The following is a 23,398-nucleotide window of genomic DNA, read 5'->3' as shown; positions in this document are numbered from 1 at the left end:
CCTGCGGGGCTTTCCAGTTCAGAGCCGTGAGGCCGGGTCTTAGTCGCCCGACTTCAGTGCGGCGCCCAGGATGTCGCCCAGCGATGCGCCGGAATCCGAGGAGCCATACTGTTCCACTGCTTCTTTCTCTTCCGCGATCTCGCGCGCCTTGATGGACAGGCCCAGGCGGCGGGTCTTGGAATCGACGTTGGTGACGCGCACGTCGACCTTGTCGCCAACCGAGAAACGCTCGGGGCGCTGGTCGGCACGGTCGCGGGCCAAGTCGGAGCGGCGGATGAAGGACTTCATGCCTTCGTATTCCACTTCGATGCCGCCTTCTTCGATTGCGGTCACTTCCACGGTCACGATCGAGCCGCGCTTCACGCCGCCAACCGCTTCGGCGAACTTGTCGCCGCCCAGAGCTTTGATCGACAGCGAGATACGCTCTTTGTCGACGTCCACTTCGGAGACCACGGCCTGAACCACGTCGCCTTTGCGGTAGTTCTGGATCGCGTCTTCACCGCGCTCGTCCCAGGACAGGTCGGACAGGTGAACCATGCCGTCGATGTCGCCGTCGAGGCCAATGAACAGGCCGAATTCGGTGATGTTCTTGACTTCGCCTTCGACCTGGGTGCCTTCCGGGTGAGTCTCGGCAAAGACTTCCCACGGGTTGCGCATGGTCTGCTTGAGGCCCAGGGACACGCGGCGCTTGGCACCGTCGATTTCCAGAACCATGACGTCGACTTCCTGAGAAGTGGAGACGATCTTGCCCGGGTGGACGTTTTTCTTGGTCCAGGACATTTCGGAGACGTGAACCAGGCCTTCGACGCCCGGCTCCAGCTCAACAAATGCACCGTAATCGGTGATGTTGGTGACGCGGCCCTTGTGAACGGAGTTCAGCGGGTACTTGGCGCCAACCAGATCCCACGGATCTTCCTGCAGCTGCTTCATGCCGAGGGAAATACGGTGGGTCTCTTTGTTGATCTTGATGACCTGAACCTTGACGGTTTCGCCGATCGACAGGATCTCGGAGGGGTGGTTCACACGGCGCCATGCCATGTCGGTGACGTGCAGCAGGCCGTCAACGCCGCCCAGGTCAACAAACGCACCGTATTCGGTGATGTTCTTGACGACGCCGTCCACTGCCTGGCCTTCGGACAGGTTGCCGATGACTTCGGCGCGCTGCTCGGCGCGGGACTCTTCGAGGATCGCACGGCGCGAAACCACGATGTTGCCGCGGCGGCGGTCCATCTTCAGGATCTGGAACGGCTGCTTCAGACCCATCAGCGGGCCGGCGTCGCGCACGGGGCGGACGTCAACCTGCGAGCCGGGCAGGAAGGCAACAGCGCCGCCCAGGTCGACAGTGAAGCCGCCCTTGACGCGGCCGAAGATCGCGCCTTCGACGCGCTGATCGTCTGCGTATGCTTTTTCCAGGCGGTCCCAGGCTTCTTCGCGGCGGGCCATCTCGCGGGAGATGACAGCTTCGCCACGGGCGTTTTCTGCCGAGCGCAGGAAGACTTCCACTTCGTTGCCGACAGCGATTTCAGCAGCTTCGCCGGGGTTTGCGAATTCTTTCAGATCAACGCGGCCTTCCATCTTGTAGCCGACGTCGATGATGGCCTGGCCGGCTTCGATTGCCAGCACTTTGCCTTTGACAACCGAACCTTCGTCCGGGGTGTCCATTTCGAAGCTTTCGTTCAGGAGGGCTTCGAATTCCTCCATCGATGCGTTTTGAGCCATGAGGTCTCAGGTTTCCTTTACTAACGGTTTTCTGGCCGGGCGGTTGTCTCCGCCGGTCTTGGTTAGCCCTACAGAACGTGGTCCGGAGCACATCTGATCAAACAAACACAAAGGGCCGAGGTGTTCCTCAGCCCTGCTCAGATATGCCACCCGGACGTTGGCCGCCCTTGTATTGACAGCGCGCGTATAGGCGGATTCCCGGAGTTGCGCAAGGGAAAAGCCCTTTTGGGCAAGGCGGAGACGGCATTTGTGCAGCCCCTGCCCAGCCGTTCGGGCGCCGGGGCCGCTTCAGGCCCGGTCCGGGCGCCGGTATTCCTGCTCCAGCAGCACGACGCCCGTCATCACATAGTCGACCGACGCGCCCTCTCCCCGCAGGGGGAGCATGATTTCGGTGGAGCTGCGGTATTCCGGCAGCGGGCCGACATAGGGCAGCGAGACCAGCAGCGGCCGGGGGTTGGCGGCCACTTCGGCAAAGCAGGTCCAGATCATGGACCCGGGGCCAAAGCCCGGGCGTTCAGACAGGCGGGTGCCGGCGACTTTGGTGCTTAGGGTATTAATGATCTTGCTGCGCACATAAAGCGCTTTGAAATCAGACAGCTCGCCGCTCCCGGTCCGCTCGATTTCAAAGACCGCCAGGATATTGGTCGTCGTGCTGACATACGGCAGGCTCAGTTCAGCGAGCCGCGGGAACGCGCCCGCCTCCGAGGCGTTCTGCCAAAGCATAAGAACGGGTTTCAAAGCGGGATCCAGATCACTCGCAGAAAAATCAGCGGTAAACATGGAAACTGGCACCCCTTGCAAAACTAACTGACAGCCCCAAGCCCAGCGGATATGCCGGAGGCCGAAAGGGTGCCTGCAGGCCAGTATAATGCAGATGGAATGCATGAATAGTCTCCGCAGGCGAAATTTACCTGCGGAGAAACCGGTAGCGGGCGCGGCAAAAGCCGCCCGCCGCCGGGGATCAGCCCTCTCAGGCGATTTCGGTCACGATGGTATCGCGGGACTTGCGGACCTTCTTCATCGGCAAGAGCCAGTCGCCGTCCTCCTGGCGGTAGCCCAGCGGCAGCAGCAGGACAGAGCGCAGGCCCTTGTCCTTGAGGCCGAGGATTTCGTCGATCTTCTCGGGCGTGAAACCTTCCATCGGGGTGCTGTCCACCTCAAGCTCCGCGGCGGCGGCCAGGGCAAAGCCCAGCGCGATATAGGCCTGGCGGGCGGCGTGGTCGTGGTTGGTGCGCGCCTCGCGCGGCAGGTAGGTCGCCTTGAGGTTCGCGTAATACTGGTTCAGCATCGGAATCTCGCCGCGCTCATCGGTCATCTGGCGGGTCACCGCGTCGATGCGGTCTTCGGAGTAGTTGTCCCAGGCGGCAAAGACCAGCAGGTGCGAGCCGTCGGTGATCTGCGCCTGGTCCCAGGCGTGCGGGCGGATCTGCGCGCGGATCTCAGGATTGGTGATCACGAACACCTCAAACGGCTGGGTGCCGGAGGAGGTCGGCGCCATGCGGATCGCCTCGATGATCTGGTCGATCTTCTCCTGCGGAACCGCCTTGGAGGGGTCCATCTTCTTGGTGGCGTAACGCCAGTTCAGCTTCTCGATCAGGGTGCTCTTGCTCATGCGTCCGGTCCTTTCGGTGGCCTTGCGGGAAGGGTGGTATAAATTTGTAACCGGCTATATAAGCGGTACCGGAAGGGGCACAAGAAGGCACAATTTTTAGCCCCGGTCACACGGAAGGAACCACCATGGCAGAAGGGCAATGCCCGGAGTGCGGGCGCATCAACGAGGTGCTGTCGCGGGTCGGCGACCGCTGGAGCGTGCTGATCGTGATCTCGCTGGCGCAGTACGGGGTGCTGCGCTTCAATGAGCTGAAGCGGCATCTGGGGATTTCCCAGCGGATGCTGAGCCTGACCCTGCGCGAGCTGGAACGCGACGGGCTGGTCAGCCGCACCTATCACCCGACGATCCCGCCCAAGGTGGAATACGCGCTGACGCCCTTGGGCGAGTCGTTCCGCGAGCCGGTCCGGGCGCTGGGGCTGTGGGCGCTGGAGCATCTGCCGGTGATCGATGCCGCGCGGGCGGAGTTTGACGCCACGGCAGAGGCGGAGAAGAAATCCGCCTGAGACGGCAGGCCGCTATGCCGGCTTGCCCCGCCGCTGCGCCCGGACCGCCCAGACGCGGGCGTCCCGTTCCAGCATCGCCTGTTCGGCGGCATCCAGCCGGGCGGCTGCGGCAGCGGGATCGCGGCTGCCGCCCGCTTTGGTCCAGATCCTGAGCGCGGAGGCCGGGCTCCAGGGCAGGCAGGCCGCAGCGAGCCACTGCCGCAGGGGCGGCGGCAGCGCGTCGTAGGCCTGCATCGGATTCCCCGCCCGGCGCCGCCGTTTCAGGCGCGACTTCAGGTTGCGGCCCGCCCCGCGGTCAGCCATTGCGCCGCCAGCCCGGAAACGGGTCGTCCAGGGAGGCCCAGGCCGGGTCGAAGCCGCCTGCGCTGTCGGGCATCAGGCAAGCATCCAGCCGTGCAGTGGTCGCAGCCTTGTCCAGGCCTGCGCCAATGAACACCAGCTCCTGCCGCCGGTCGCCCCAGGTCTCATCCCAGTTCTGCAGGATTTCGCGCCGGGCCTCGGGATGGGCGGGCCAGCGCTCGCTTGGCACCGCGGCCCACCACAGCCCCAGCGGACGGACCGAGGAGACCGCCCCGGCCAGCGAGAACTCCGCAGCCCACTCAGGGCGGGTTGCCAGCCAGAAATGCCCTTTGGCCCGGATCACGCCGGGCAGATCGCCGTTCAGCGCGGCATGGATCCTGGCGGGATCAAAGGGCCGCCGGGCGCGGTAGACAAAGGAAGAGATGCCGTATTCCTCCGTCTCGGGCACGTGGTGTTCGAAGCCATAAAGCTCCTTGGCCCAGAGCGGATGCTCATGCGCGCGGTCGAAATCGAAGCGGCCGGTGCCGAAGATCCGGCCTCCGTCCACTGCGGAGTAATCCGCATGGATCACCTCCGCATCCGGGTTCAGCGCCCTGATCACGGCCATGGCTGCGGCGGTCTGGTCCGGACCTGCATCCGACACCTTGTTCAGGATGATCACGTCGGCGAATTCAATCTGATCGGTCAGCAGGCTGACCAGGGTCCGGCCGTCCTCCTCGCCCAGGCTTTCGCCGCGGTCGCTGAGGAAGTCATGACTGGCGAAGTCGCGCAGCAGGTTCACCGCATCGACCACGGTGACCATCGTATCGAGCCGGGCAACGTCCGACAGGCTGGCGCCTTCGGCATCGCGGAACCCGAAGGTCGCCGCCACCGGCAAGGGCTCGGCAATGCCGGTGCTTTCGATCAGCAGGTAGTCGAACCGCCCCTCCCCCGCCAGCCGGCGCACCTCTTGCAGCAGATCGTCGCGCAGGGTGCAGCAGATGCAGCCGTTGGTCATCTCCACCAGCTTTTCGTCCTGGCGCGACAGCTCCGCCCCGCTGCGCACCAGGCCGGCGTCGATGTTCACCTCGCTCATGTCATTCACGATCACCGCAACCCGGCGGCCCGCGCGGTTGTTCAGAACGTGGTTCAAAAGCGTGGTTTTTCCGGCCCCGAGAAACCCGGAGAGCACTGTCACCGGCAGTCTGTCATCCCTCATGTTCGAATCCTATTATGTTATATCGTAACACCTAATGTGCGCAGACCTATCAGCTTCGGAGGCGGCCTGCAATTGCCGCACGCGTCCGGCGGCCGCCAGTCCGCGGACGGCCGCGTATTCAAACGCCTCCGCCTGCCGCGCGGGCAAAAGTTTTCAGCAAAACTTTTGACAACTTTCTTTTCAAGAAAATTGCGCCGCCCGCTCTCCGGTCTGCCGCCTAGAGGTCGATTTCCAGCACCCCGTCCGGCGCCTGCGCGCGGGACTGGCAGAGGATGATGGCGTCCTCGCGCTGCTTGTTCGACAGCACGAAGTCGCGGTGCTCGGCGTCGCCGGAAATCAGCCCGCATTTGCACACGCCGCAGATGCCGTCGGAGCATTTCACGTTCACATGGATACCGTTCTCGGCCAGCGCCTCGGTGGCGGTTTTCCCGGCCGGAACAAGTACCTCGCGGCCCGATTTCGCCAGCCGGAGGGTGAAGGGATGGTTTTCATATTCCGGCTGCTCGGGGACCGAGAAATATTCCATGTGGCAGGCCTCCTCGGGGAAGCCGTTGGCCGCTGCCGCGTCCAGCACCGCCTGCATGTAGGCCGCCGGACCGCAGGTGTAGACGTGGCTTCCAGGGGCATAGTGCAGCACGTCAGACAGGCCGGCACGGGTTCCCTGGTCGGAGAAATGCAGATGCACCTTGTCTGCCCAAGGGACATGTTTCAGGTCTTCCAGAAACCCGGCATTTGCCATTTTTGAACAGGAGTAGCGGAACTCAAAGTCCCGGCCCAGCGCGTGCAGCCGGTGGGCCATGGCGATCATCGGTGTCACCCCGATGCCGCCGCCCATCAGGAAGGACTTGGCGGCGTCCTCCACCAGCGGGAAGTGGTTGATGGGTTTGGAGATGAACACCATCCGGCCTTCCTCGAAGATCCGGTGCATAAGGCGGGAGCCGCCGCGGCCTGCGTCCTCGCGCAGCACCGCGATCTGGTATTTCGAGCGGTCCGCCGGGTCGCCCGACAGCGAGTACTGGCGGAAGAATTCAGGCGCGACCACCACGTCGATATGGGCGCCTGCGGTGGCTTGGGGCAGCAGGGAGCCGTCCGGCAGGGAAAACTCATATTTGGTGACGGCGTCCGTCATGTGTTCCGCCCTCGTCAGCCGAACCCGCATCACCGGCGCGTCGCCCTGAGCGGCGGTATAGACATGCTCGGGCGGCAGGCCCGCGGCGCGGCGGCGCTTGTGCTCATCGGCGGGGATCATCGCCTGATAGGCGGCAATCCCGGCCTCCCGGTCCATCGGTGCAGGCCAGGCGTAGGGCGGCGGCGCCAGCGGTGCGGGGTAGACGGCCAGGGTCTGATCCTCAAACTTCAGGTCCAGATCCTTGGAGAGCTTGCGGGCGTTGACCGGATGCTGCGAGGGCGCATAAGGCCCCTCTTCCACCATCTCCAGATCCCACCACCATTTCTTGGCCGGGTTGACCTCGCCATTGCCCAGCGCGTCGTCGAGTTTTGCCAGCAGCGGCGCGCTGCCCGGCACATGCATCGCGGCCCAGCGGAACGGCGCCTCGGCAAACAGCCCTTCGAGGTTCCAGGGGCAGGTCTTCATGCAGCGGCCGCACATGGCGCCGCCGGGCACTGTGACGCGGTAGGTGGTGCATTTCTGGCTGTCGGATTTCCAGATCTCGTAGCCGTTGAACATCAGCTTGGGCCCGGCGGTGATGGCGCCGGAGGGGCATTCGCGGGCGCATTTGTTGCAAGCCTCGCAAAACCGCTGCAGGCCGAAGTCGACCGGTTTGTCATGGGTCATCGGGAGGTTTGTGGTAACGGCGCCGGATTTCAGGCGGGGGCCGAGGAAGGGGTTCAGGATCACCTCGCCAATGCGGGAGACCTCACCCAAACCAGAGAGCAGCAAGAGCGGCGGCTGCAGCACCTCGCCGTCCATCACCGAATGCACGCGGGCGGTGTAGCCCAGGTTGCGGATTTGCTGCGCGATCACCCCGCCCAGGAGCGAGAACCGAAGGTAGGCGCGCATCGACTGGGCGCAGGCAATCCAGTCGTCGCCGGAGGCGCCCTCCATCGTTTCGTGACCCTGGTCGATGATGATGCTGATGGCGTTTTCGTGGTAGGGGGCCAGGGGCTCGCCCGCCGCGTCATGGGAGTAATAGGCCCAGTCCGGGCAACGTGAGATGCCCACCGCGTCGCAGCCGAGAAAATAAGCCGCGGCCTTGATAGTTGCAGCATTGCGGGACGCGTCCGCGGCGCTGGAATCGATATTCGGTGCCGGGTCGCCGTCCTGCAGCAGCACGAAAGCCGCGAGGGAGGAGCGGAAGGCGAAGGCGGAAGAGGATTTGCGGACGTAATTGCCGTTCTTCGCCGCCTCCTGCGGGCCTTTGCCGAGGTCGCCGAACAGGGCGCGGGCGAACATGTCGGCGCGTTTCGGAACGCGCGCGACGTTCACCTCGTCGATGTAGGTGGTGGGATCGTCGACCCGTTTCAGGGTCTCGAACGGGTGCGGGCCGTCCATGAAGCGGCGCTTGGCGTATGGGTCGCGGGCGGCGGCGCTTTTGGCGTGGGTGCCAAGGCCCAGCCGGTACGCAAGGCCCGGTGCCTGGCCCGGCACCAGCGGCAGATCGGCGGCCAGCTCCAGCGTGGTGGTGACGGCCGCGATGCCGAAGCGGGTGCCGAGAAACGGATTGGTGAGGACGCCGTTGTCAAACGTGGCCAGCCCGGCCTGCACCGCCAGCCTTCCCAGATGCACATCCGTGGCGGCGCCGGTGTGGGCGCGCGCCTCCCACCCCAGGAGGCGGAGGTAATTGGCCAGCGTCACCCCGGTTTCCGCCGCCCGCAGGCAGGCGCGCTGGTCCTGCGCGTCCGCCAGCCACTCGGTGCCCTGCTCGCCCGTTTCGGGGTCGCGGGGGAATTCGTAGACATAGACCAGCGCATGGGTGTGGTGGCGGCAATCCGCGGGCGGGGCTTGCATCGCCTCCCGCAGGTTCGCCATCACCACGTCGATGCCGGAGGCAAAGGTCTTGGTCTGTTTGCTGCGCAGCGTCTCCGCCAGTGCCGCCACATCCGGATTTGCCAGCGGTGTGTCCAGCCAGGCGCCGGAGGGTACAGTACAGACACCCGCCAGCGAGGCATCGCAGAAGTACCCGAAAGCTTTCAGGTGATCGCTGCGCTCCTGCGAGCAGGCGGGAATGTCTGCGCGTTCCTTTTTCACCAGCCCGTCGCGGGTGGCGTCCAGTATCGCCTGATAATCGCGCATAGCGTTAACGAGGGACAGCGGCGCATCGGGGCGGCGGAAGCTGACCTGGGTCAGCGGCGGCAGCGCCTCCGCCTCAGCAGGTTCTGCCTGCCGCGCCAGGGTTTCCATCGGGTAAGGCCCAAGATGCACTGGCCGGTTGCGGTAGGAAAACAGTTTGCCCATGGCTGGCCCCCGGTGAATTACAGCTTGGCGACGATGCGCGGCTCGTCCGCGAGCAGCTTGGCGGCAGCGGTGCGCAGCTGGGCCAGTTCCTGCCCGGTGAGCTTAGCCTCGAAATAAGCTGCGTTTTCCTGCGCGATGGGCAGCACCTCTGCCAGCGCGGTGCGGCCGCCCGGCGTCAGCCTGACCTGGATCTTCCGGCCATCCTGCGCGCCGCCGCTGCGGGTGATGAGGCCGCGCTCCTCCATCTGCCGGAGCGTGCGCGAGGCCGCGGTGCGGTCGATGCCGATGAAGCTTGCGATCTCTGACGGGGCAGTGAGTTCCTCCCGCCCTGCGGCCAGCAGCACGCACCACATCACCCGGGTCAGGCCGAATTCCGCGATCCGCTGTTCAAAGCGGCGCTCGACCACCCGGGCCAGCATGGTCACTTGATAGCCCAGGGAGCGGTGGAGATGAAATGGATCGTCAGGCATGATGGTTGGCAATGTCAACTACTTAATTGACGATGTCAACTATATAGCCGGATGCCGGGCTTTCCTGCTGAAGCTGCGTGGCTCTGGCTGCTGCAGTGTATGGCGGCGCAGCTAAGACCGAGCCAAATTCCTGAAGCCTGAAATAAATTTGCCTGAACCGGACATAGGATGGCGGGCGGTCCTGGCCGCTTGTCAGCGGCGCAAGACCAGCCCGCACGCGCCCCCCGGCACGCACACCCTATGCCCGGCAGGCAGCCCCCCACCCCCACCCGGGCAAGCACGGCCTGCCCGCGGCGGGGCCTTGACCGTGCGGGCAGGCCGCTTCGCCATTCGTTAAACCGGCGGTTTGCCCTTCATTGCCCGGGCAATCATCGCGATGACGAACAGCACCAGGAAGATGAAGAACAGAATTTTAGCAATACCCGCGGAGGCGCCGGCGATGCCGCCGAATCCAAGCAGGGCCGCGATCAGAGCGATAACCAGAAATGTAAGCGCCCAACCAAGCATATCATTACTCCTTTTCAGCAACGCTGCTTCAGGCAGCATCCGCTAAACCAACCCGGCAACGCGGTTTTTGTTCCCTGCCCCGGGTTGCAGAAGCGCCAGCTGGGCCCGGATCATCTGGGTGGAAACAGGCCGGGCAAGCACCGGCCACCGCAAGCATGGCGAGTGCGCGTCCAGCTCGTTTTCGGCGGTGTTTCCCAACAGAACCAGGCGGCCGCCACGGTCCTGCACCGCACTGTCGAAGTGAAGCCGGGTCACCTGCTCGGACCCCGCCTCGATAAAGGCGACGGCCACCTGCCGGTACCGCGACAGCGCCGTCAGCGCAGAATCATGCCCCTTCTGAATGCTGAGTTCGGCGGCCGGGTCGAAATCCAGAATGGCATCGCAAATATCACATGTTACCAGATAGTTCCGGGACATGATCAGATAAACCTGTGAGCAGCCTGGAGATAGCATTTCCATTGCACCAGCCTCCCTGTCTGCATAGAGTGTGTAGTTATTCCACACCCGGCGCATTAAACTGCGACATAGCTGTTAGGGGAGCGCCATGTCTTCGACTGCCTGCCGCCAATGCCCATTACGTAAACGGGCCATCTTCACGCCGATGTCGCGTGAGGAGCTGCAGTTTACCCAGCAGTTCAAAACCGGCGAACTGGTGGTGGATGCGGGCACGACAATCCTCCTGGAAGGCTCCAACAGCCCGCAGCTGTATACGGTTCTGAAAGGAATGGGCACGCGCTACACCACCCTGGAAAACGGCCGCCGGCAGGTGATCAACTTTCTTTTTCCAGGCGACTTCGCCGGGCTGCAGGCCGGGCTGATGGGGGAAATGAAGCATTCGATCGAGGCCACCACCGCGATGACGCTGTGCGTGTTCCGGCGCACCGCATTGTTTGAGCTGTACGAGCATCAGCCGCACCGGGCCTACGATCTGACTTGGATTTCCGCGGTCGAGGAGCATTTTCTGGGCGAGACCATCGCCTCGCTCGGCCAGCGCGACGCTGCGCAGCGGATTGCCTGGGCGCTGGTGCGGATCTACGAGCGGCTGAAGGCCGTGGGGATGGAGGCAAACGGCGCGGTGCCGCTGCCGTTCAAGCAGCAGGATCTGGCGGATGCACTGGGCCTGTCGCTGGTCCACACCAACAAGATGCTGAAGACGCTGCGGGACAAGAAGCTGGTGCATTGGCATAACGGCCAGCTGAAGATCAGCAATCTGCCGGCCCTGGCCACCGTGGCGATGATAGATCTTGCCGCGCCCGAACCGCGGCCGCTGATCTGACGCCGCAGCAGCACCCGGCCCGGCGGCCCGGGGATTTTCCAGACTGATCAAACTTCACGTGCGCACGGTCCCGGCCGGAGGCGTGCAGCCGGCCTGTCCGGCCCGCCCGGCCGGTCCAGACTGTGCGCGTGCCTGCGGGCGGGCACGGGCCCGCAGCGCCATCCCGCCGCCCAAGCCTCAGGCTCAGGCGGTAGAGCGGATGCGTCGAAAAACTGCGGCACCGGCACTGGAACCTTTCGCCGGCTGGCGGGTTGGGCTGGTACAAATCGCAACTGAAAGGACACGGCATGCTGTACTGGGCGCTCGTCTTCCTCGCCGTTGCAATTATTGCCGGCATCTTCGGGTTTGGCGGCATCGCTTCGGCCTCCGCCGGGATCGCACAGATCCTGTTCTTTATATTCCTGGTGCTGTTCGCAGTGGCGCTGATCATACGGCTGCTGCGCGGCTCCTCACGCTGACGGCCGGGGCCGGCGGCGGCCGCTGCTGGCCGCCGCATGCTCACCAGCCTGCAGACCGGGCACCGCACTGATTGCCGCGTGGTTCGTGTTGAACCGCCGCAATCCTGACAGAGATGAAGGAGTACTTTATGACTGACGCACTTGCAGCCACCCCGAGCCCTGACACCGTCGAAACCGGTGTCCGCGACACTGGCCCGATCGCCAGCGGCCTGGCCGATGTGCTGGCGGACACCTACCGCCTTGTTTTCAAGACCCACGCCTATCACTGGAACGTGGAAGGCCCGTCCTTTTACTCGATGCACAAGCTCACTGAAGAGCAGTACGAGAACATGTTCGCTGCCGCCGATACGCTGGCCGAACGCATCCGCGCGCTGGGGCATCTGGCACCGTCGCGGATGGATGAGATTCTGAACCGCTCCAAAATCAAAGACGCCAGCGGCGAACTGTCCGCCGGCGGGATGGCGCAAGACCTGGCCGCCAGCCACGAGCGGATCGCCCACCGGCTGCACGCGCTGGCCGAGCTGGCGAGCAGCCGCCGCGATATCGTGACCGAAGATCTGGCAACCGCGCGCTCTGCCTTCCATGAGCAGGCCGCCTGGATGCTGCGGGCCCTCGCCAAGTCCTGACACCGGAACCGGTTTTGCCTTCCTGCCACCCTCCCGTCCTGCAGGAAGGCAGCAAGCCCCGCCCCGTTCTCCTCCCCGGGGCGGGGCCATTAACAAAAGGCCGCCGCCGAGGGCCGGGCACAAAGAAGCCCGGACCGCAATAGCGGCCCGGGCTGCCAGCCTCCCGCCCTGCCGGGCAGTGTCAGCTTTTCAGGGTTTCGGTGGAGGAGAAGAACATCGCTTGGCTCACCGCCGAGCGCACCTGTTCCTCGGTATAGGGTTTCGAGATCAGGAAGGCAGGTTCGGGCCCCTCGCCCGTCAGCAGGCGTTCCGGGAAAGCGGTGATAAAGATCACCGGGCAATCGCCGTGCTTGGCCAGGATGCCGTTGACAGCGTCGATGCCGCTGGAATTGTCCGCCAGCTGGATATCCGACAGGATCAGATCGGCGCTTTCCTTGGCGGCCAGGTCCAGCGCGCTGGCTTCGGTGCGGGCGATGCCGGTCACCTGATGGCCCATCTCTGTTACGATCGCCTCCAGGTCCATGGCAATGACGGCTTCGTCCTCGATAATCATGATCTTGCCCGCTGTGGCCCGCGACATCTCCTCGTATGCGATCGAGATCAGCTCTGAGGCTTCGCTTTCAGCCACCCCCATGATGGTGCCTGTTTCAGCTGCGCTGAACTCCTCGATCGTGTGCAGCAGCAGCGCCTCGCGGGTGTTCGGTGTCAGCCGCCGCAGATGTTTCTGCGCCTTGGCGGCCAGGCCGTCATCGCTATCCTCGTCTGCCGACGGTGCGCCGGAGGAGGACCAGATCGCATGGAAGACACGAAACAGCGCCACTTTTGGAGACAGGACGCTGTCGTAATCGGCGTCACCGGCCAGGATCGCCTCCAGCGAAGCCAGTGCATATTGGTCGCCGCTGTTCTGGCTGCCAGTCAGCGCACGGGCATAGCGGCGCAGATAGGGCAAGTTTGCACCAATCTGGCTGGCGATCTGTTCTCCCGATTGAGCGGTCATTTTGTGATGTCCTTTTTTGCAATACACATGGAACTATACGCCTTAATATGCGTTTTGGTTCCAGAAAACCGCGCAAAAAACCGATGGATGGCATGACACAGCTACACCCCCCCCGGCCGCGCATGGAAACGGCCGACCGCGACATAGACGAAAACCTCAAGCGGGCTTTCGAAGAGATCGCTAATGAGCCCGTTCCTGACCGGTTCACCGATCTGCTGAAGCAATTGAAGGAAAAAGGCGCGTCGACTCCCGCCGCACCGGAACCTTCTGAGAAGGACCGCTCCGATGACTGACGCCGCACAGGACCCGAGAGACGACCTGGTCAACCACCTGGGCGCCCTGCGCGCCTTTGCGATCAGCCTGACCCGCAACGGCGCCACCGCCGATGATCTGGTGCAGGACACGCTGGTGAAGGCCTGGACGAACATCGACAAGTTCGAGAACGGGTCCAACATGCGGGCGTGGCTTTTCACCATTCTGCGCAACACCTATTACTCGCTGCGCCGCAAGCGCAAACGCGAGGTCGAGGATGCCGACGGGGCACTGTCTGCCACTCTTGCGCAGAAACCCGATCACGATGGGCGGCTGCACATGCGCGATTTTCAAGTGGCCTTTGCTCAGCTGAACGACGAACAGCGCGAAGCACTGACGCTGGTCGGTGCAGGCGGCTTTTCCTACGAAGAAGCGGCGGAGATGTGCGGTGTGAAGACCGGCACCATCAAAAGCCGTGTGAACCGCGCCCGCGCCCGGCTGAGCGAACTGATGGACTTGGGTGAAGACAGCAAAATGGAACTGACAGACACCGTCACCGCTGGGATCGTTGCCCGGCAGGGCGCCGCGTGATCAAAATGCCCCGGCTGCACGCAGGCAGCCTTTTGGTCCGGCTGGCGGCACTGATGACGCTTGCGTTGCTGCCGCTCGGATTGATTGCGCTGTACCAGACCAACGCAGTGGTGGAAGAAGCCACCCGGCTGTCGCACGCCTCGCTGCTGGACCGCACTGAGCGGGCCGCGGCGAGGGAGCGGGAGTTGCTTCAGCGCGCCGGCGGCGCGACTGAGGGTCTGGCTGCTGCAATCCTGCCGGTGGCGGACGACGCCGACAGCTGCACGCGGCTGCTCAGGGCATTTGCCGAAGGAGCGAACCCCTTCACGTTTGCCGCTTTCGTCTCCCTGGATGGCAGCGTTCAATGCGCCTCCGACGGTGTGACACGCGACCTGTCCGAAAAATGGATGTACCTTAAAGCCCAGCAGACGACCCGCCTGTCCTTTGCCTTGGGCCGCGACTTGGTGGGCGGGGGCAGCAGCTTCCTGCTGGCGACCAGCCCGGTGCTGCGGGACGGCATCCTGAAGGGTTATGTGACCATCGGGATTCCCCATAAGGTCAGCGCTGCACAGGCCGGAACGGAGGCGCCGGACACCGGCATTCAATATGTCACCGTTGATGCGCAGGGGGAAATCCTGTCAGCAAGCATCCCCGAGCAGCAGGCCCCGCTGGCCCTGCCCGTGTCGGTGCCCCGGCGCGACTTGGTGACCCTGTCCGGCGATACGTTTTTCGAGGATTCCCGCTCTGGCCGTGAGCGTTTTTTTGCTGTCAGCGAGATCCTTCCCGGGCAAGTGTCCGTGATCGGCAGCTGGCCGGTGGACAAAGCGATGTCGGCGGCCCGGAACCCGGTGTCGCTGATGACCCTGGCCTTTCCCCTGCTGATGTGGCTTGCGGGGATTTCTGTGGCGATCTTCGGGCTGCAGCGGATGGTGATCCGCCACCTCAGCGCGCTGCGCACGGCGATGCGCCGCTATGCGCTGGGGGAGCGCGAAAACCCTACATTGGACCTGGTTGCGCCGCCGCGTGAATTTGCCGAGGCGCAGCAGTCGTTCAACCGGATGGTCTCCATCCTCAGCGAAGCGGAGCGGCGGCGCGAGCTGGACCTGGAAGAAAAGACCATCCTGCTGCGCGAGGTGCATCACCGGGTCAAGAACAACCTGCAGCTTGTCGCCTCGATCATGAATATGCAGAGCCGCAACGCGCAGACGCCGGAGGCGCGGCGGATGCTGGCGCAGCTGCAGCGTCGCGTGCGCGGTCTGGCGACCATTCACCGCAGCCTGAACACCAACCCCGATATCACCACGGTCGACAGCCGCGACCTGATCGACGCGCTGATTTCCGAAATCGGCGCGATGATCCCAGGTGCCGGGCAGGAACTGACCATCAGCACCGACCTGGTGCAGGTGCCGCTGAGCCAGGATCAGGGGGTGACCTTGTCGATGCTGGTGTCGGAGGCGATGACCAACGCGGTCAAAAACGCCGGGGTGCCCGCCGGCGGAAAGCCGGAAATTCTTATCAGCCTGCGCGAAACCGCGGAAAACTGGCTGGAGCTTGAGATTACCAACACCAAGGGGAAACCGGTAGTGGCCCCCGAAGATGCCAGCGACGGGACCGGCATCGGGGCGCGGCTGATGCTGGCGTTTGCCACCCAGCTTGAAGGCGAGGCTGACACGTACGAGACTGAGGACAGCTATAGTTACCGGCTGGGATTCCCCGCGGCGGCCGGGGCTGTCCCGCCGGCACCGCCAAACCAGGATCGGGAGAAACATGCCGCAGGAGCCGCAACCTGAACAGCGCCGCGAGGAATTCGAGGTGCTGATTACTGCCGAAGAGGCCTGGCCCGCGTTTGAACGTGCGGTGCTGGGTGCTCAGCGTGAGCTTCTTGCCAGTTTCCGCCTGTTCGATTTCGCCACCCCTCTGCTGAGCCCGGAGGCGCGGGAGACCGGGGACACCTGGGCGGATCTGATTGCCGATGCGCTGCGGCGCGGGGTCCGGGTGCAGCTGGTGGTCAGCGATTTCGACCCGGTGATGGCTGCGCCGCTGCATGCCGCCGCGCAGAAGACGCTGACGCAGGCGCAGGAAATCATGGCGGGGCTCGCTCCGGAGCAGGCTGCGCTGCTGTCGGTCGCCGCCGCGCTGCATCCGACGCGGGCGGGGCTGCTGCCGCGGCTTGCGTTTTCGCCCTTTGTGCTGCGCAAACTGCGCAAGCTGCCCCGGCGGCTGCGGCCGACTGCGGCCAGCCGCCCCGGGCTGCCGCAGCTGTACCCGGTGTCGCACCACCAGAAGGTTGCGGTGATCGACCGGGAGGTTCTGTACATCGGCGGCCTGGACCTGAACCGGCGCCGTTATGACACCAAGGAGCATGATCTGCCCGCGCATGAGACCTGGGCTGATGTGCAGCTGATCCTGCGCGGCCCCGAAGCCGAAGAGGCGGCCCGCCATCTGGAGCGGTTCCGCGATGAAATCGCCCTGCGCAAGCAGCCGCCCGAGGGCCAGCTGATCCGGCGCACGATGTCCGCGCCGCGCCGTTTCGGGTTCTGGGCCTTGTCGCCCCGCACAGTGCTAAAGGAGATCGAGGAAGACCACCTGGCCGCCTTTGAGCGGGCGCAGAACCTGATCTATCTGGAATCCCAGTTTCTGCGCTCCAGCCCGATTGCGCGCGGACTGGCCGCTGCGGCGCGCCGCAACCCCGCGCTGTCGCTGATCCTGATCCTGCCCGCCCTGCCCGATGACGTCGCGTTTGAAGGCAACCGCGATCTGGATGCGCGTTATGGCATGGCGCTGCAGGCGGAAGCGCTGGACGAGGTGACGGAGGCCTTTGGCACCCGGGCCTGCATCGCCAGCCCGGTCCAGCGGCGCATGGCCGCCCGCGATGCGCCTGCCACCCTGTCGGGGTCGCCGATCATCTATGTGCACAGCAAGGTGCTGGTCACTGACAGGGATTTTGCCATGGTCGGGTCGGCCAACCTCAACGGACGGTCGATGCGCTGGGATACCGAGGCGGCCTTGCGGATCACCCAGCGCGGGCGAATTGAAACGCTGTGGAATAACCTGGCGCGGCATTGGTGGCAGGAAGACCTGCCGGCCGAGGCGCTGGATCCGGCCCATGCCGCGGCCTGGTGGCTGAAGGAGGTGCGCCGCAATCAGGTGCGCCGGCCGGAAGCGCGCCGCGGGCTGCTGGTGCCGCACGACCCCGGCAAGATGTCGGAGCTGCAGCAGCGGCTGCCGGGCGCCACGGAGGACATCGTCTGATCCCGGGTGCCCTGGGCCGGCTGCGGCAGCAGACATAAAAAAGGGCACCCGGGGCCACAACCCGGGTGCCTTGAAGGAAGCCCGAAACTGCCGGATCAAACCGGATAGGGGGAGGACTTCGGACCGGTATCTGCAAGGTCAACGCCCCTGCCCCGCAAAAGTTCCGCTCATCCTGAATAAAAGAAAACCCGGCGCGCCCAAAGGCCGCCGGGTTATCAGAATACGCTGGAAGCGGAGCCTGGCTTATTGCGCTTCCTGCGCTTCCTCGGTGATTTCATCGCCAAGGTTCGAAACGTCCCGGCCGAAGCCTTCGGTGGTTTCGCAGGCCGCCAGTCCGGCAAGGGCCAGAAGTGCGATCAGGATACGCATGACGGCCTCCTTACTTCAGTTTCGACGCGACGTTGCTGGCAAAAGCGTCGATAATGGCGTTGTAGAAAATTTCGCTGTCAACGGTCACCACGGCCGGATCGGTGCCTTCGGGATAATACGCGTTGACCTGATCCGCGGAGACGGTGAGGTCATAACGCATGTCCTTGGAGGCATCGGGCATGTCGATGTCCACGTCGCCCTTGAGCATCCATTCGCCCACGCCCAGCGCGTTTTCGAAGTTGCTTGCCAAGGAGACAGAGTCGATTTCGATATGGATTTCCGCTGCCTCTTCGGCACCTTCACCCGCGATCTGGCCCACGAGGTTTTCAGCCAGAGCCGTTTCCAGGTCGGTCTCAAGGCTGGTCCAGACTTTGGCAGCTTCGTAGTTCTCGACCGCGCTCAGGTCGGCGGTCACGTCGATTTCGGAAACCTGGGAGCCCGCAGCAGCTGCGGTGGCCATGGCGGCAACGAGGGCGGTGGTGCGGATCAGATGAGTCATTTTAATGCTCCTTTCCATGTCAGTCCCTCTTGGGGATCCAACACAGAAACGCGCCGCCGGTCTGAAAGGTTCCTGATGCGTGAACGAAATTACCGCCAATAACCGTTCTGCGCGAGATCTGGCCGACAGCAGGACAGTCGCAGACGGAACTTTGCGGGCGGGCCAAACGTAGGTGTTGCGCAGAATAGCAGCCGGAGACAGCAACCGATGAATCCTTCGAAAAAGCCCGTTGCCGCGGTCCTTCAGGAAACCAGCCGCATTGTCCGCGACAGCAGCGGACCGGTCACTGTTGCCAAGCTGACAGAGGAGCTTGGCCACAGTTCGCTGTCGGCGGTTCTGGCGGTTCCGGCGCTGGCGGTGGTCTCGCCGCTGAGCGGGGTGCCGCTGTTCTCCTCCGCCTGCGGCGTCATGATCTGCCTGGTGTCGGGACAGATGCTGCTGGGGCGAACGCATCTTTGGCTGCCGCAATGGCTGGGCCGCCGCGAGATCAAGGGCAAGACCGTGCGCAAAATGACGGCGGGCCTGCAGCGGACCGCGCGGTGGCTGGACCGGCATTCCGGAAAACGCCTGCCTGCGCTGGTGCGGCAGCCCTTTCTGACCGTCATCCGGCTGGTCTGCCTGATCTGCGGCGCGCTGATGCCGCTGCTGGAGATCGTACCCTTCTCGTCTTCGATCCTAGGGGCTGCTGTCAGCCTGCTGGCAGTGGCGATGCTGACCCGCGACGGGCTGATTGCCTTGCTGACACTGTCCGGGCTGGGGGCTGCCGCAACGGCGCTGGCGGCCGGGCTGATCTGACACAGGCGGCGTGTCTTAAACACCCGAAAGGCCGGGCTCCTTTACGGAACCCGGCCTTGAAGGGCCGCCTGGCAGTTAAGTTTGCCCGAAACGCCGGTACGAGGCAGGAAACCGGCAAAGGGACGGGGGGCAAACCGGCGGCTGTCAAAGGGGCCTGGGCGGCCCCTTTGAAACTGGGTGTGTTAGTCAGCCTGGTACTCGGGCAGAGCGTCCAGTTCTTCGCGGGTCAGATGGGTGTTCACGCGGATGTCGCCATCAACCTTGCCGATGTCCAGGTCGCCCATGGTCAGCTCGACCGGCTTTTCGCCGATGCCCAGGAACCCGCCAACGTCGATGATCACCGCTTCGACAGAGCCGTTGGTGTTCACGATCACCTGCGACACCTCGCCGATGTGTTCATCTTTGGAGTCGTAGGTCCACGCGCCGGTCAGGGCTTCTGCGGTCAGCTCGCCTTCGGCCAGCGGTTCCATGGCCGGGCCGTCCGCGTCAGGGTTGACGGCGTCCGACATGCTTTCAGCCGCGTTCTCGGTCTCGGTGGCCATCTCGCTGGCCTCCTGCTCCACTTCGGCAGCGCCAGCTTCGGCTTCATTTGCCAGCTCAGCGGCACCGGATTCGGCTTCGGTCGCCAGTTCTTCGGCCTCGGCTTCGACCTCATTGGCCATCTCTTCAGCCTCTTGCTCCAGAGTGCCGGTGTCGGCCTGGGTCTCACCCGAGACGTTGGCTTCGCCGGAGACATCTGCTGCCGGAGTTTGGATCTGAACTTCGGCCTCGGCGTTGCCGGCGGCTTCGGTTTCTGTGCCGGCAAAGGCGGGCACTGCGGTTGCGACGATCAGCGAAGTCGAAAGCATAAGATGTTTCATCGGATTGATCTCCTGTCCAGTTTCACTCATCAGCGCGCTTGAGTTACAGCCACCCAACCCGCTGCGGACCCGCTTGGTTCCCGCGCCGCGCTAATTTTTTTCAAAAAACGCGCCGGCGGACACGTGGCAGGCAGATTACCGCCTGACGCGGCCCGGCCAGCCGCGACGGCGCCGGATGGACGCGGCTCAAAAGCGGGAAAACATCAGCCGGCATTAGCCTCATGCGCGCCCCTCAGGGAGCAGAACTTCGGAGGGGTGAAACGGAAAGGGCAGCCACAAAGGGCTGCCCAAACCGGTTTGAAGGCTGTTCCGGCTTTACTCGTGTTCCGGCGCGTTGATCTCCACCGTGTCTGGCGGCGGCACCAGCATGCGGCCGCACCACAGCACCACCGGCAGCGCCACGATGGCCCCCACCGGGCCCCAGATCCACAACCCGAGAACAATTGCCCAGAACACAATGAGCGGATTGAGATCCAGCTGGCGGCCGACAAAGGCCGGGGTGACAAATTGCGCCTCGGTAAGGTTAATCGCGAGGAACACCAGCGGCGGCAGCACGGCGCCTGCGCCGCCGATCTGCGTCAGGCCCGCCACCGTCAGCCCGGCGAGCATGATCAGCGGGCCAAGATACAGGATGAAGTTCAGGATGGCCGCCGCCAGCCCCCAGATCCAGGCCCCCGGCAGGCCGATCAGCGCCAGTCCGGCGGCCGTAAGCAGGCCCAGCCCGCCGTTGACAATCGTGACCGCCGCGAAATAGCGCGCCACCGCACGCTCTGCCCGGAAGAAGCGGGCGGCATAGCTGCCCGCCTTTTCATAAAGCTCGTTCCGGGTCAGCACGAAGAAAAACAGCGTGCCTGCAAAAATGAATATCTGCGCGCCAAAGTTCGGCGCCAGCCAGAGCGCATCCGTCAGCGTCGGCAGGCCGCCGCCCTCTTCCTCCGTTTCCGCGTCCGCAGCGCCTATTGTCTCCTCAATCTCGCTGCTGATGCTTTCGATGCCGCGCAGCAGGCCGGATACCATGTCGAGCCAGCCGCGGATTTCGTATTTGATCTTGGGGACCTGGCTGGCCAGCGATGTCATCAGCGGGTCCAGCGACAGGATCAGCAGGGCCAGCAGCGCCGTGGACAGCACCAGCAGGCTGCTGGCGACAGCCACGCGGCTGACCCCGATCCGTTCCAGCCGGTCAGCCAGCGGCGCGACCACCACGCCGACCACCAGGGCAAAAACGCCAGGCGCCAGAATCGGCTTCGCGAAATACATTGCCCCGCCCAGCAAAATCAGGGTGATGATCAGCAGCATTACACGGACGGAGCGTTTGGCGATAACTGTTTGCCACATGATCTAGTGTCCCGTGCCGCTGGGCTGCCTGTGGCGTCCAGCCTCCGGCGGCGGCAGGGCGGCGGCGAAGTGATCATTCGGCATAGGGGACCTCCCAGGTGACATTGGCCTTATGGCTCCGTTCGCGCAAGCTGCCGCGTCAGTTCCGGCTCTCCGGGGCGCGCCGCTGCGGGCGTCTGCGAGGCTGGTATGCGAGCAAGCTGGCGGGCCTGGGACACTTGGGCTGCGCAGCGCCTGCAGCGCCTTGGGCGCGTTCGGCTTGCATCATATCCCAGTCTGTTTCAGGTACCCGTGCGTTTTGAGGCAAACGCCTGCAATCCCGGTTCGGTTCCCTGAGACGCCGCTTTCGCAGCTCTTTGTCAGCCCTGGGTGACCAGCTGATAGCCAGGATGCGCCACAGCGCGCAGACTGGTGATCGGTTCCTCGCCGATCCAGGTGGTGCGCTCCATGACAAACAAGGCGTCGCCGGCATTGCTCTGCAAAACCTCGCTGTCGCTTTCGGTGCCGGGCCGCGCGTAGAGCCGCAAATCGCAGCGGCTGTATGGGCGGTTGCGGACCAGCCATTCATTTGCGCTGTCGCGGGTCAGATCTACGGACGCGATTTCGGGCACGGTTTCCAGGCAGATCCAGCGGTCTTCGAAAATATAGGGGCGGCTGTCGGCCAGATGCAGCGCCTCGACCCGCAGCATCGGGCGGGGCTCAGGCAGGCCGAAATTGGCCATAATGGCAGGGGTGGTCGCCTGCACCGACTGGCGGATCAGCTGATACTGGTAGACGCTGCCCTTCTGTTCGACCTCAAGCCGGGTGATCGGGATATTCAGCGTCGCGCGGGTGACCGGATCGCGCCGCACCATGGTGCCGCCTTTGCGCCGCCGCTCCACCACCCCGCTTTCGGCCAGATCCCGCATGGCGCGGTGCACGGTCGAGCGGGCACAGCCGAAACGGGCCGCAAACTCTTCGTCGCGCGGCAGCTTGTCCCCGGGCCCGTAGGTCGAATCCAGGATCATCTGCCGGATGCTGTCCCGGATCTCCGTCCAGGAATGGCGCCGCTTGTCCGTCAATATTCATCTCCCAGGCCGCGCGGGACAATGTTCGCTGCTGCTCCATATTTCATCGTGCGGCGAAAGGCGAACGGGAACCGCGCAACCGTGATTGACAATAATATGTAGCTACATATTAATGTAAAGCACTTACAAAACAAGATCGACTCTGCGCCACCGGCCCGCGGCCATCGCAGATCCACCGACAGACGGAGGAATGGAACATGCAAAGACGGAAGTTTCTGAAAGCCGGCGCCATGGGCGCGGCGGCCACGGCGCTGGCCAGCCCGGCCATTGCCCAGGGCAAGATGCAGTGGAAGATGGTGACGGCCTGGCCGAAGAACCTGCCCGGACCCGGTGTGGCGGCGCAGATGCTGGCCGACCGGATCACCACGCTGTCGGGCGGCCGGATCGAGGTCAAACTGTTTGCCGCGGGCGAGCTGGTCCCTGGCCGCGGCGTGTTCGATGCGGTGTCCGAAGGCACCGCGGAGCTTTATCATGCGGTTCCGGCCTATTGGGGCTCCAAGTCCAAGGGCATCCTGCTGTTCGGCTCGCAGCCCTTCGGCCTGCGCGCGGATGAGCAGTTCGGCTGGCTGTACCACGGCGGCGGTCAGGCGCTCTATGACGAGATGTACGGCCGGTTCGGCATCAAGCCGTTCCTGTGCGGCAACTCCGGCCCGCAGTGGGGCGGCTGGTTCAAGACCGAAATCAACTCCGCCGAAGACCTGAAGGGGCTGAAGTTCCGCACCACCGGCCTGGCGTCGGAAATGGCCTCGAAACTGGGCATGGCGGCGGAGGCCACCAGCGGCCCGGCGATGTTCCAGGGCCTGCAGACCGGCGCGCTGGATGCCGGCGAGTTCATCGGCCCCTGGACCGACAGCGCGCTTGGCTATTACCAGGTGGCCAAGAACTACTACTGGCCGGGCGTGGGCGAGCCGTCCTCAGCCGAGGAATGCGGCGTCAACGCCAATGCCTTTGCCGAACTGCCGGAAGACCTGCAGCAGGTGGTGTCGCTGGCGTGCGAGAGCCTCTACAATCCGGTCTGGACCGAATACACCACCAAACACGCGCAGGCGCTGAAGAAGATGGTGGATGAGGACGGCGTGCAGGTGAAGATGTTCCCCGAGGACGTGATCGCCGCGATGGGCGCCGCCGCCAAGGAAGTGATTGCCGAGCTGCAGGAAGACGAGGACGAACTGGTGCGCCGTATCACCGAGAGCTTCCTGACCTACCGCGACAGTGTCGGCGGCTACATGACCTATGCCGACAACGGCCAGATGAATGCCCGCGCATCGGTGATGGGCTACTGATCTGTGCAAAGGCTGCCGGCGCCCGGGAAGACCGG

Annotated in this window: 25 protein-coding genes; 10 read left to right on the top strand and 15 right to left on the bottom strand. The window is 64.2% G+C overall.

From position 1 onward, the window contains the following. Window positions 1-39: 39 nt before the first annotated feature. The 3 genes from rpsA to PHA8399_RS11220 all read right to left on the bottom strand — a co-directional run bounded on the left by rpsA (window position 40) and on the right by PHA8399_RS11220 (window position 3,331). The gene (gene rpsA / locus PHA8399_RS11230) at window positions 40-1,719 is read right to left on the bottom strand and encodes a 30S ribosomal protein S1 (RefSeq protein ID WP_058286240.1); all 1,680 of its coding nucleotides are present in this window, start codon (window positions 1,717-1,719) and stop codon (window positions 40-42) included. Between the two features lie 288 nt (window positions 1,720-2,007). After that, a complete protein-coding gene (locus PHA8399_RS11225) occupies window positions 2,008-2,442 on the bottom strand; it encodes a hypothetical protein (RefSeq protein WP_244270205.1) in 435 nt (144 codons plus the stop codon). Between the two features lie 247 nt (window positions 2,443-2,689). After that, window positions 2,690-3,331 (bottom strand): NAD(P)H-dependent oxidoreductase, encoded by a 642-nt coding sequence (locus PHA8399_RS11220; protein ID WP_058286238.1) that lies wholly within the window; start codon window positions 3,329-3,331, stop codon window positions 2,690-2,692. 125 nt (window positions 3,332-3,456) lie between these two features. On the opposite strand from PHA8399_RS11220, the gene PHA8399_RS11215 reads away from it, so the two are divergent. Beyond that, window positions 3,457-3,834 carry a winged helix-turn-helix transcriptional regulator gene (locus PHA8399_RS11215; protein ID WP_058286237.1) on the top strand — a complete coding sequence of 126 codons (378 nt, stop codon included), beginning with the start codon at window positions 3,457-3,459 and terminating at the stop codon, window positions 3,832-3,834. Window positions 3,835-3,846: 12 nt separating this feature from the next. On the opposite strand, the gene PHA8399_RS11210 is transcribed toward PHA8399_RS11215, so the two are convergent. The 6 genes from PHA8399_RS11210 to PHA8399_RS11190 form a co-directional block, all read right to left on the bottom strand. Beyond that, entirely contained in the window at window positions 3,847-4,137 is a 291-nt protein-coding gene (locus PHA8399_RS11210) for a DUF6525 family protein (protein WP_082649528.1), read from the bottom strand. After that, window positions 4,130-5,332 (bottom strand): GTP-binding protein, encoded by a 1,203-nt coding sequence (locus PHA8399_RS11205; RefSeq protein ID WP_058286236.1) that lies wholly within the window; start codon window positions 5,330-5,332, stop codon window positions 4,130-4,132. Before PHA8399_RS11205 ends, PHA8399_RS11210 begins: the two co-directional genes overlap by 8 nt. A 217-nt stretch (window positions 5,333-5,549) precedes the next feature. Then, the gene (locus PHA8399_RS11200) at window positions 5,550-8,747 is read right to left on the bottom strand and encodes a 2Fe-2S iron-sulfur cluster-binding protein (RefSeq protein WP_058286235.1); all 3,198 of its coding nucleotides are present in this window, start codon (window positions 8,745-8,747) and stop codon (window positions 5,550-5,552) included. A gap of 17 nt (window positions 8,748-8,764) precedes the next feature. After that, entirely contained in the window at window positions 8,765-9,217 is a 453-nt protein-coding gene (locus PHA8399_RS11195) for a MarR family winged helix-turn-helix transcriptional regulator (RefSeq protein WP_058286234.1), read from the bottom strand. 333 nt (window positions 9,218-9,550) lie between these two features. After that, a complete protein-coding gene (locus tag PHA8399_RS21980) occupies window positions 9,551-9,724 on the bottom strand; it encodes a DUF1328 domain-containing protein (RefSeq protein ID WP_008557019.1) in 174 nt (57 codons plus the stop codon). 42 nt (window positions 9,725-9,766) lie between these two features. Then, on the bottom strand, window positions 9,767-10,141 hold the full coding sequence (locus PHA8399_RS11190) for a hypothetical protein (RefSeq protein ID WP_244270204.1): 375 nt from the start codon (window positions 10,139-10,141) through the stop codon (window positions 9,767-9,769). Between the two features lie 127 nt (window positions 10,142-10,268). Between PHA8399_RS11190 and PHA8399_RS11185 the strand changes: the two genes are divergently transcribed. From PHA8399_RS11185 to PHA8399_RS11180, 3 genes are all read left to right on the top strand, one after another. Continuing rightward, window positions 10,269-11,000, top strand: a complete 732-nt coding sequence (locus PHA8399_RS11185) for a Crp/Fnr family transcriptional regulator (RefSeq protein WP_058286232.1) — start codon at window positions 10,269-10,271, stop codon at window positions 10,998-11,000. A gap of 287 nt (window positions 11,001-11,287) precedes the next feature. Continuing rightward, entirely contained in the window at window positions 11,288-11,458 is a 171-nt protein-coding gene (locus PHA8399_RS21975; RefSeq protein ID WP_008556398.1) for a DUF1328 domain-containing protein, read from the top strand. A gap of 128 nt (window positions 11,459-11,586) precedes the next feature. Continuing rightward, window positions 11,587-12,084 (top strand): Dps family protein, encoded by a 498-nt coding sequence (locus PHA8399_RS11180; RefSeq protein WP_058286231.1) that lies wholly within the window; start codon window positions 11,587-11,589, stop codon window positions 12,082-12,084. A 181-nt stretch (window positions 12,085-12,265) separates the two neighbouring features. On the opposite strand, the gene PHA8399_RS11175 is transcribed toward PHA8399_RS11180, so the two are convergent. Continuing rightward, complete coding sequence (locus PHA8399_RS11175) at window positions 12,266-13,081, bottom strand: response regulator (protein WP_058286230.1); 816 nt, start codon at window positions 13,079-13,081, stop codon at window positions 12,266-12,268. 47 nt (window positions 13,082-13,128) lie between these two features. Between PHA8399_RS11175 and PHA8399_RS11170 the strand changes: the two genes are divergently transcribed. Genes PHA8399_RS11170 through PHA8399_RS11155 form a run of 4 tightly spaced genes read left to right on the top strand, consistent with a single transcriptional unit; the run spans window position 13,129 to window position 17,155 of the window. Further along, the gene (locus PHA8399_RS11170; protein WP_141889360.1) at window positions 13,129-13,374 is read left to right on the top strand and encodes a NepR family anti-sigma factor; all 246 of its coding nucleotides are present in this window, start codon (window positions 13,129-13,131) and stop codon (window positions 13,372-13,374) included. After that, window positions 13,367-13,924, top strand: a complete 558-nt coding sequence (locus PHA8399_RS11165) for an RNA polymerase sigma factor (RefSeq protein WP_058286228.1) — start codon at window positions 13,367-13,369, stop codon at window positions 13,922-13,924. Before PHA8399_RS11170 ends, PHA8399_RS11165 begins: the two co-directional genes overlap by 8 nt. 5 nt (window positions 13,925-13,929) lie before the next feature. Further along, window positions 13,930-15,693, top strand: coding sequence for a sensor histidine kinase (locus PHA8399_RS11160; RefSeq protein WP_244270211.1), 1,764 nt, complete (start codon window positions 13,930-13,932; stop codon window positions 15,691-15,693). Next, complete coding sequence (locus PHA8399_RS11155; RefSeq protein WP_058286227.1) at window positions 15,671-17,155, top strand: phospholipase D family protein; 1,485 nt, start codon at window positions 15,671-15,673, stop codon at window positions 17,153-17,155. Before PHA8399_RS11160 ends, PHA8399_RS11155 begins: the two co-directional genes overlap by 23 nt. 243 nt (window positions 17,156-17,398) lie before the next feature. Here PHA8399_RS11155 and PHA8399_RS11150 read toward each other — a convergent pair whose 3' ends face one another. Together PHA8399_RS11150 and PHA8399_RS11145 are read right to left on the bottom strand one after the other, a co-directional pair. Then, window positions 17,399-17,524 (bottom strand): entericidin A/B family lipoprotein, encoded by a 126-nt coding sequence (locus tag PHA8399_RS11150; protein ID WP_058286226.1) that lies wholly within the window; start codon window positions 17,522-17,524, stop codon window positions 17,399-17,401. Window positions 17,525-17,534: 10 nt separating this feature from the next. Further along, window positions 17,535-18,023, bottom strand: coding sequence for a hypothetical protein (locus tag PHA8399_RS11145; RefSeq protein ID WP_058286225.1), 489 nt, complete (start codon window positions 18,021-18,023; stop codon window positions 17,535-17,537). 207 nt (window positions 18,024-18,230) lie between these two features. Between PHA8399_RS11145 and PHA8399_RS11140 the strand changes: the two genes are divergently transcribed. Further along, the gene (locus PHA8399_RS11140) at window positions 18,231-18,818 is read left to right on the top strand and encodes an exopolysaccharide biosynthesis protein (RefSeq protein ID WP_058286224.1); all 588 of its coding nucleotides are present in this window, start codon (window positions 18,231-18,233) and stop codon (window positions 18,816-18,818) included. A 182-nt stretch (window positions 18,819-19,000) separates the two neighbouring features. On the opposite strand, the gene PHA8399_RS11135 is transcribed toward PHA8399_RS11140, so the two are convergent. The 3 genes from PHA8399_RS11135 to PHA8399_RS11125 all read right to left on the bottom strand — a co-directional run bounded on the left by PHA8399_RS11135 (window position 19,001) and on the right by PHA8399_RS11125 (window position 22,074). Further along, window positions 19,001-19,678 (bottom strand): PRC-barrel domain-containing protein, encoded by a 678-nt coding sequence (locus PHA8399_RS11135; protein ID WP_158509261.1) that lies wholly within the window; start codon window positions 19,676-19,678, stop codon window positions 19,001-19,003. Window positions 19,679-19,993: 315 nt separating this feature from the next. Next, a complete protein-coding gene (locus tag PHA8399_RS11130) occupies window positions 19,994-21,013 on the bottom strand; it encodes an AI-2E family transporter (protein ID WP_058286222.1) in 1,020 nt (339 codons plus the stop codon). 359 nt (window positions 21,014-21,372) lie between these two features. Beyond that, entirely contained in the window at window positions 21,373-22,074 is a 702-nt protein-coding gene (locus PHA8399_RS11125) for a GntR family transcriptional regulator (RefSeq protein ID WP_058286221.1), read from the bottom strand. A 203-nt stretch (window positions 22,075-22,277) separates the two neighbouring features. Between PHA8399_RS11125 and PHA8399_RS11120 the strand changes: the two genes are divergently transcribed. Then, entirely contained in the window at window positions 22,278-23,363 is a 1,086-nt protein-coding gene (locus PHA8399_RS11120) for a TRAP transporter substrate-binding protein (RefSeq protein WP_058286220.1), read from the top strand. The last annotated feature ends 35 nt before the right edge of the window (window positions 23,364-23,398 follow it).

It is taken from the genome of Leisingera aquaemixtae (assembly GCF_001458395.1).
Taxonomy (GTDB): domain Bacteria; phylum Pseudomonadota; class Alphaproteobacteria; order Rhodobacterales; family Rhodobacteraceae; genus Leisingera; species Leisingera aquaemixtae.
Note: the sequence above shows the minus strand (reverse complement) of the source record. Positions and strands in the feature narration are given on the sequence as shown.

Excerpts from the sequence above, each read along its gene's own strand:
- rpsA (WP_058286240.1), bottom strand. The coding sequence starts at position 1,719 with ATGGCTCAAAACGCATCGATGGAGGAATTCGAAGCCCTCCTGAACGAA.
- PHA8399_RS11225 (WP_244270205.1), bottom strand. The coding sequence starts at position 2,442 with ATGCTTTGGCAGAACGCCTCGGAGGCGGGCGCGTTCCCGCGGCTCGCT.
- PHA8399_RS11220 (WP_058286238.1), bottom strand. The coding sequence starts at position 3,331 with ATGAGCAAGAGCACCCTGATCGAGAAGCTGAACTGGCGTTACGCCACC.
- PHA8399_RS11215 (WP_058286237.1), top strand. The coding sequence starts at position 3,457 with ATGGCAGAAGGGCAATGCCCGGAGTGCGGGCGCATCAACGAGGTGCTG.
- PHA8399_RS11210 (WP_082649528.1), bottom strand. The coding sequence starts at position 4,137 with ATGGCTGACCGCGGGGCGGGCCGCAACCTGAAGTCGCGCCTGAAACGG.
- PHA8399_RS11205 (WP_058286236.1), bottom strand. The coding sequence starts at position 5,332 with ATGAGGGATGACAGACTGCCGGTGACAGTGCTCTCCGGGTTTCTCGGG.
- PHA8399_RS11200 (WP_058286235.1), bottom strand. The coding sequence starts at position 8,747 with ATGGGCAAACTGTTTTCCTACCGCAACCGGCCAGTGCATCTTGGGCCT.
- PHA8399_RS11195 (WP_058286234.1), bottom strand. The coding sequence starts at position 9,217 with ATGCCTGACGATCCATTTCATCTCCACCGCTCCCTGGGCTATCAAGTG.
- PHA8399_RS21980 (WP_008557019.1), bottom strand. The coding sequence starts at position 9,724 with ATGCTTGGTTGGGCGCTTACATTTCTGGTTATCGCTCTGATCGCGGCC.
- PHA8399_RS11190 (WP_244270204.1), bottom strand. The coding sequence starts at position 10,141 with ATGTCCCGGAACTATCTGGTAACATGTGATATTTGCGATGCCATTCTG.
- PHA8399_RS11185 (WP_058286232.1), top strand. The coding sequence starts at position 10,269 with ATGTCTTCGACTGCCTGCCGCCAATGCCCATTACGTAAACGGGCCATC.
- PHA8399_RS21975 (WP_008556398.1), top strand. The coding sequence starts at position 11,288 with ATGCTGTACTGGGCGCTCGTCTTCCTCGCCGTTGCAATTATTGCCGGC.
- PHA8399_RS11180 (WP_058286231.1), top strand. The coding sequence starts at position 11,587 with ATGACTGACGCACTTGCAGCCACCCCGAGCCCTGACACCGTCGAAACC.
- PHA8399_RS11175 (WP_058286230.1), bottom strand. The coding sequence starts at position 13,081 with ATGACCGCTCAATCGGGAGAACAGATCGCCAGCCAGATTGGTGCAAAC.
- PHA8399_RS11170 (WP_141889360.1), top strand. The coding sequence starts at position 13,129 with ATGCGTTTTGGTTCCAGAAAACCGCGCAAAAAACCGATGGATGGCATG.
- PHA8399_RS11165 (WP_058286228.1), top strand. The coding sequence starts at position 13,367 with ATGACTGACGCCGCACAGGACCCGAGAGACGACCTGGTCAACCACCTG.
- PHA8399_RS11160 (WP_244270211.1), top strand. The coding sequence starts at position 13,930 with ATGCCCCGGCTGCACGCAGGCAGCCTTTTGGTCCGGCTGGCGGCACTG.
- PHA8399_RS11155 (WP_058286227.1), top strand. The coding sequence starts at position 15,671 with ATGCCGCAGGAGCCGCAACCTGAACAGCGCCGCGAGGAATTCGAGGTG.
- PHA8399_RS11150 (WP_058286226.1), bottom strand. The coding sequence starts at position 17,524 with ATGCGTATCCTGATCGCACTTCTGGCCCTTGCCGGACTGGCGGCCTGC.
- PHA8399_RS11145 (WP_058286225.1), bottom strand. The coding sequence starts at position 18,023 with ATGACTCATCTGATCCGCACCACCGCCCTCGTTGCCGCCATGGCCACC.
- PHA8399_RS11140 (WP_058286224.1), top strand. The coding sequence starts at position 18,231 with ATGAATCCTTCGAAAAAGCCCGTTGCCGCGGTCCTTCAGGAAACCAGC.
- PHA8399_RS11135 (WP_158509261.1), bottom strand. The coding sequence starts at position 19,678 with ATGAAACATCTTATGCTTTCGACTTCGCTGATCGTCGCAACCGCAGTG.
- PHA8399_RS11130 (WP_058286222.1), bottom strand. The coding sequence starts at position 21,013 with ATGTGGCAAACAGTTATCGCCAAACGCTCCGTCCGTGTAATGCTGCTG.
- PHA8399_RS11120 (WP_058286220.1), top strand. The coding sequence starts at position 22,278 with ATGCAAAGACGGAAGTTTCTGAAAGCCGGCGCCATGGGCGCGGCGGCC.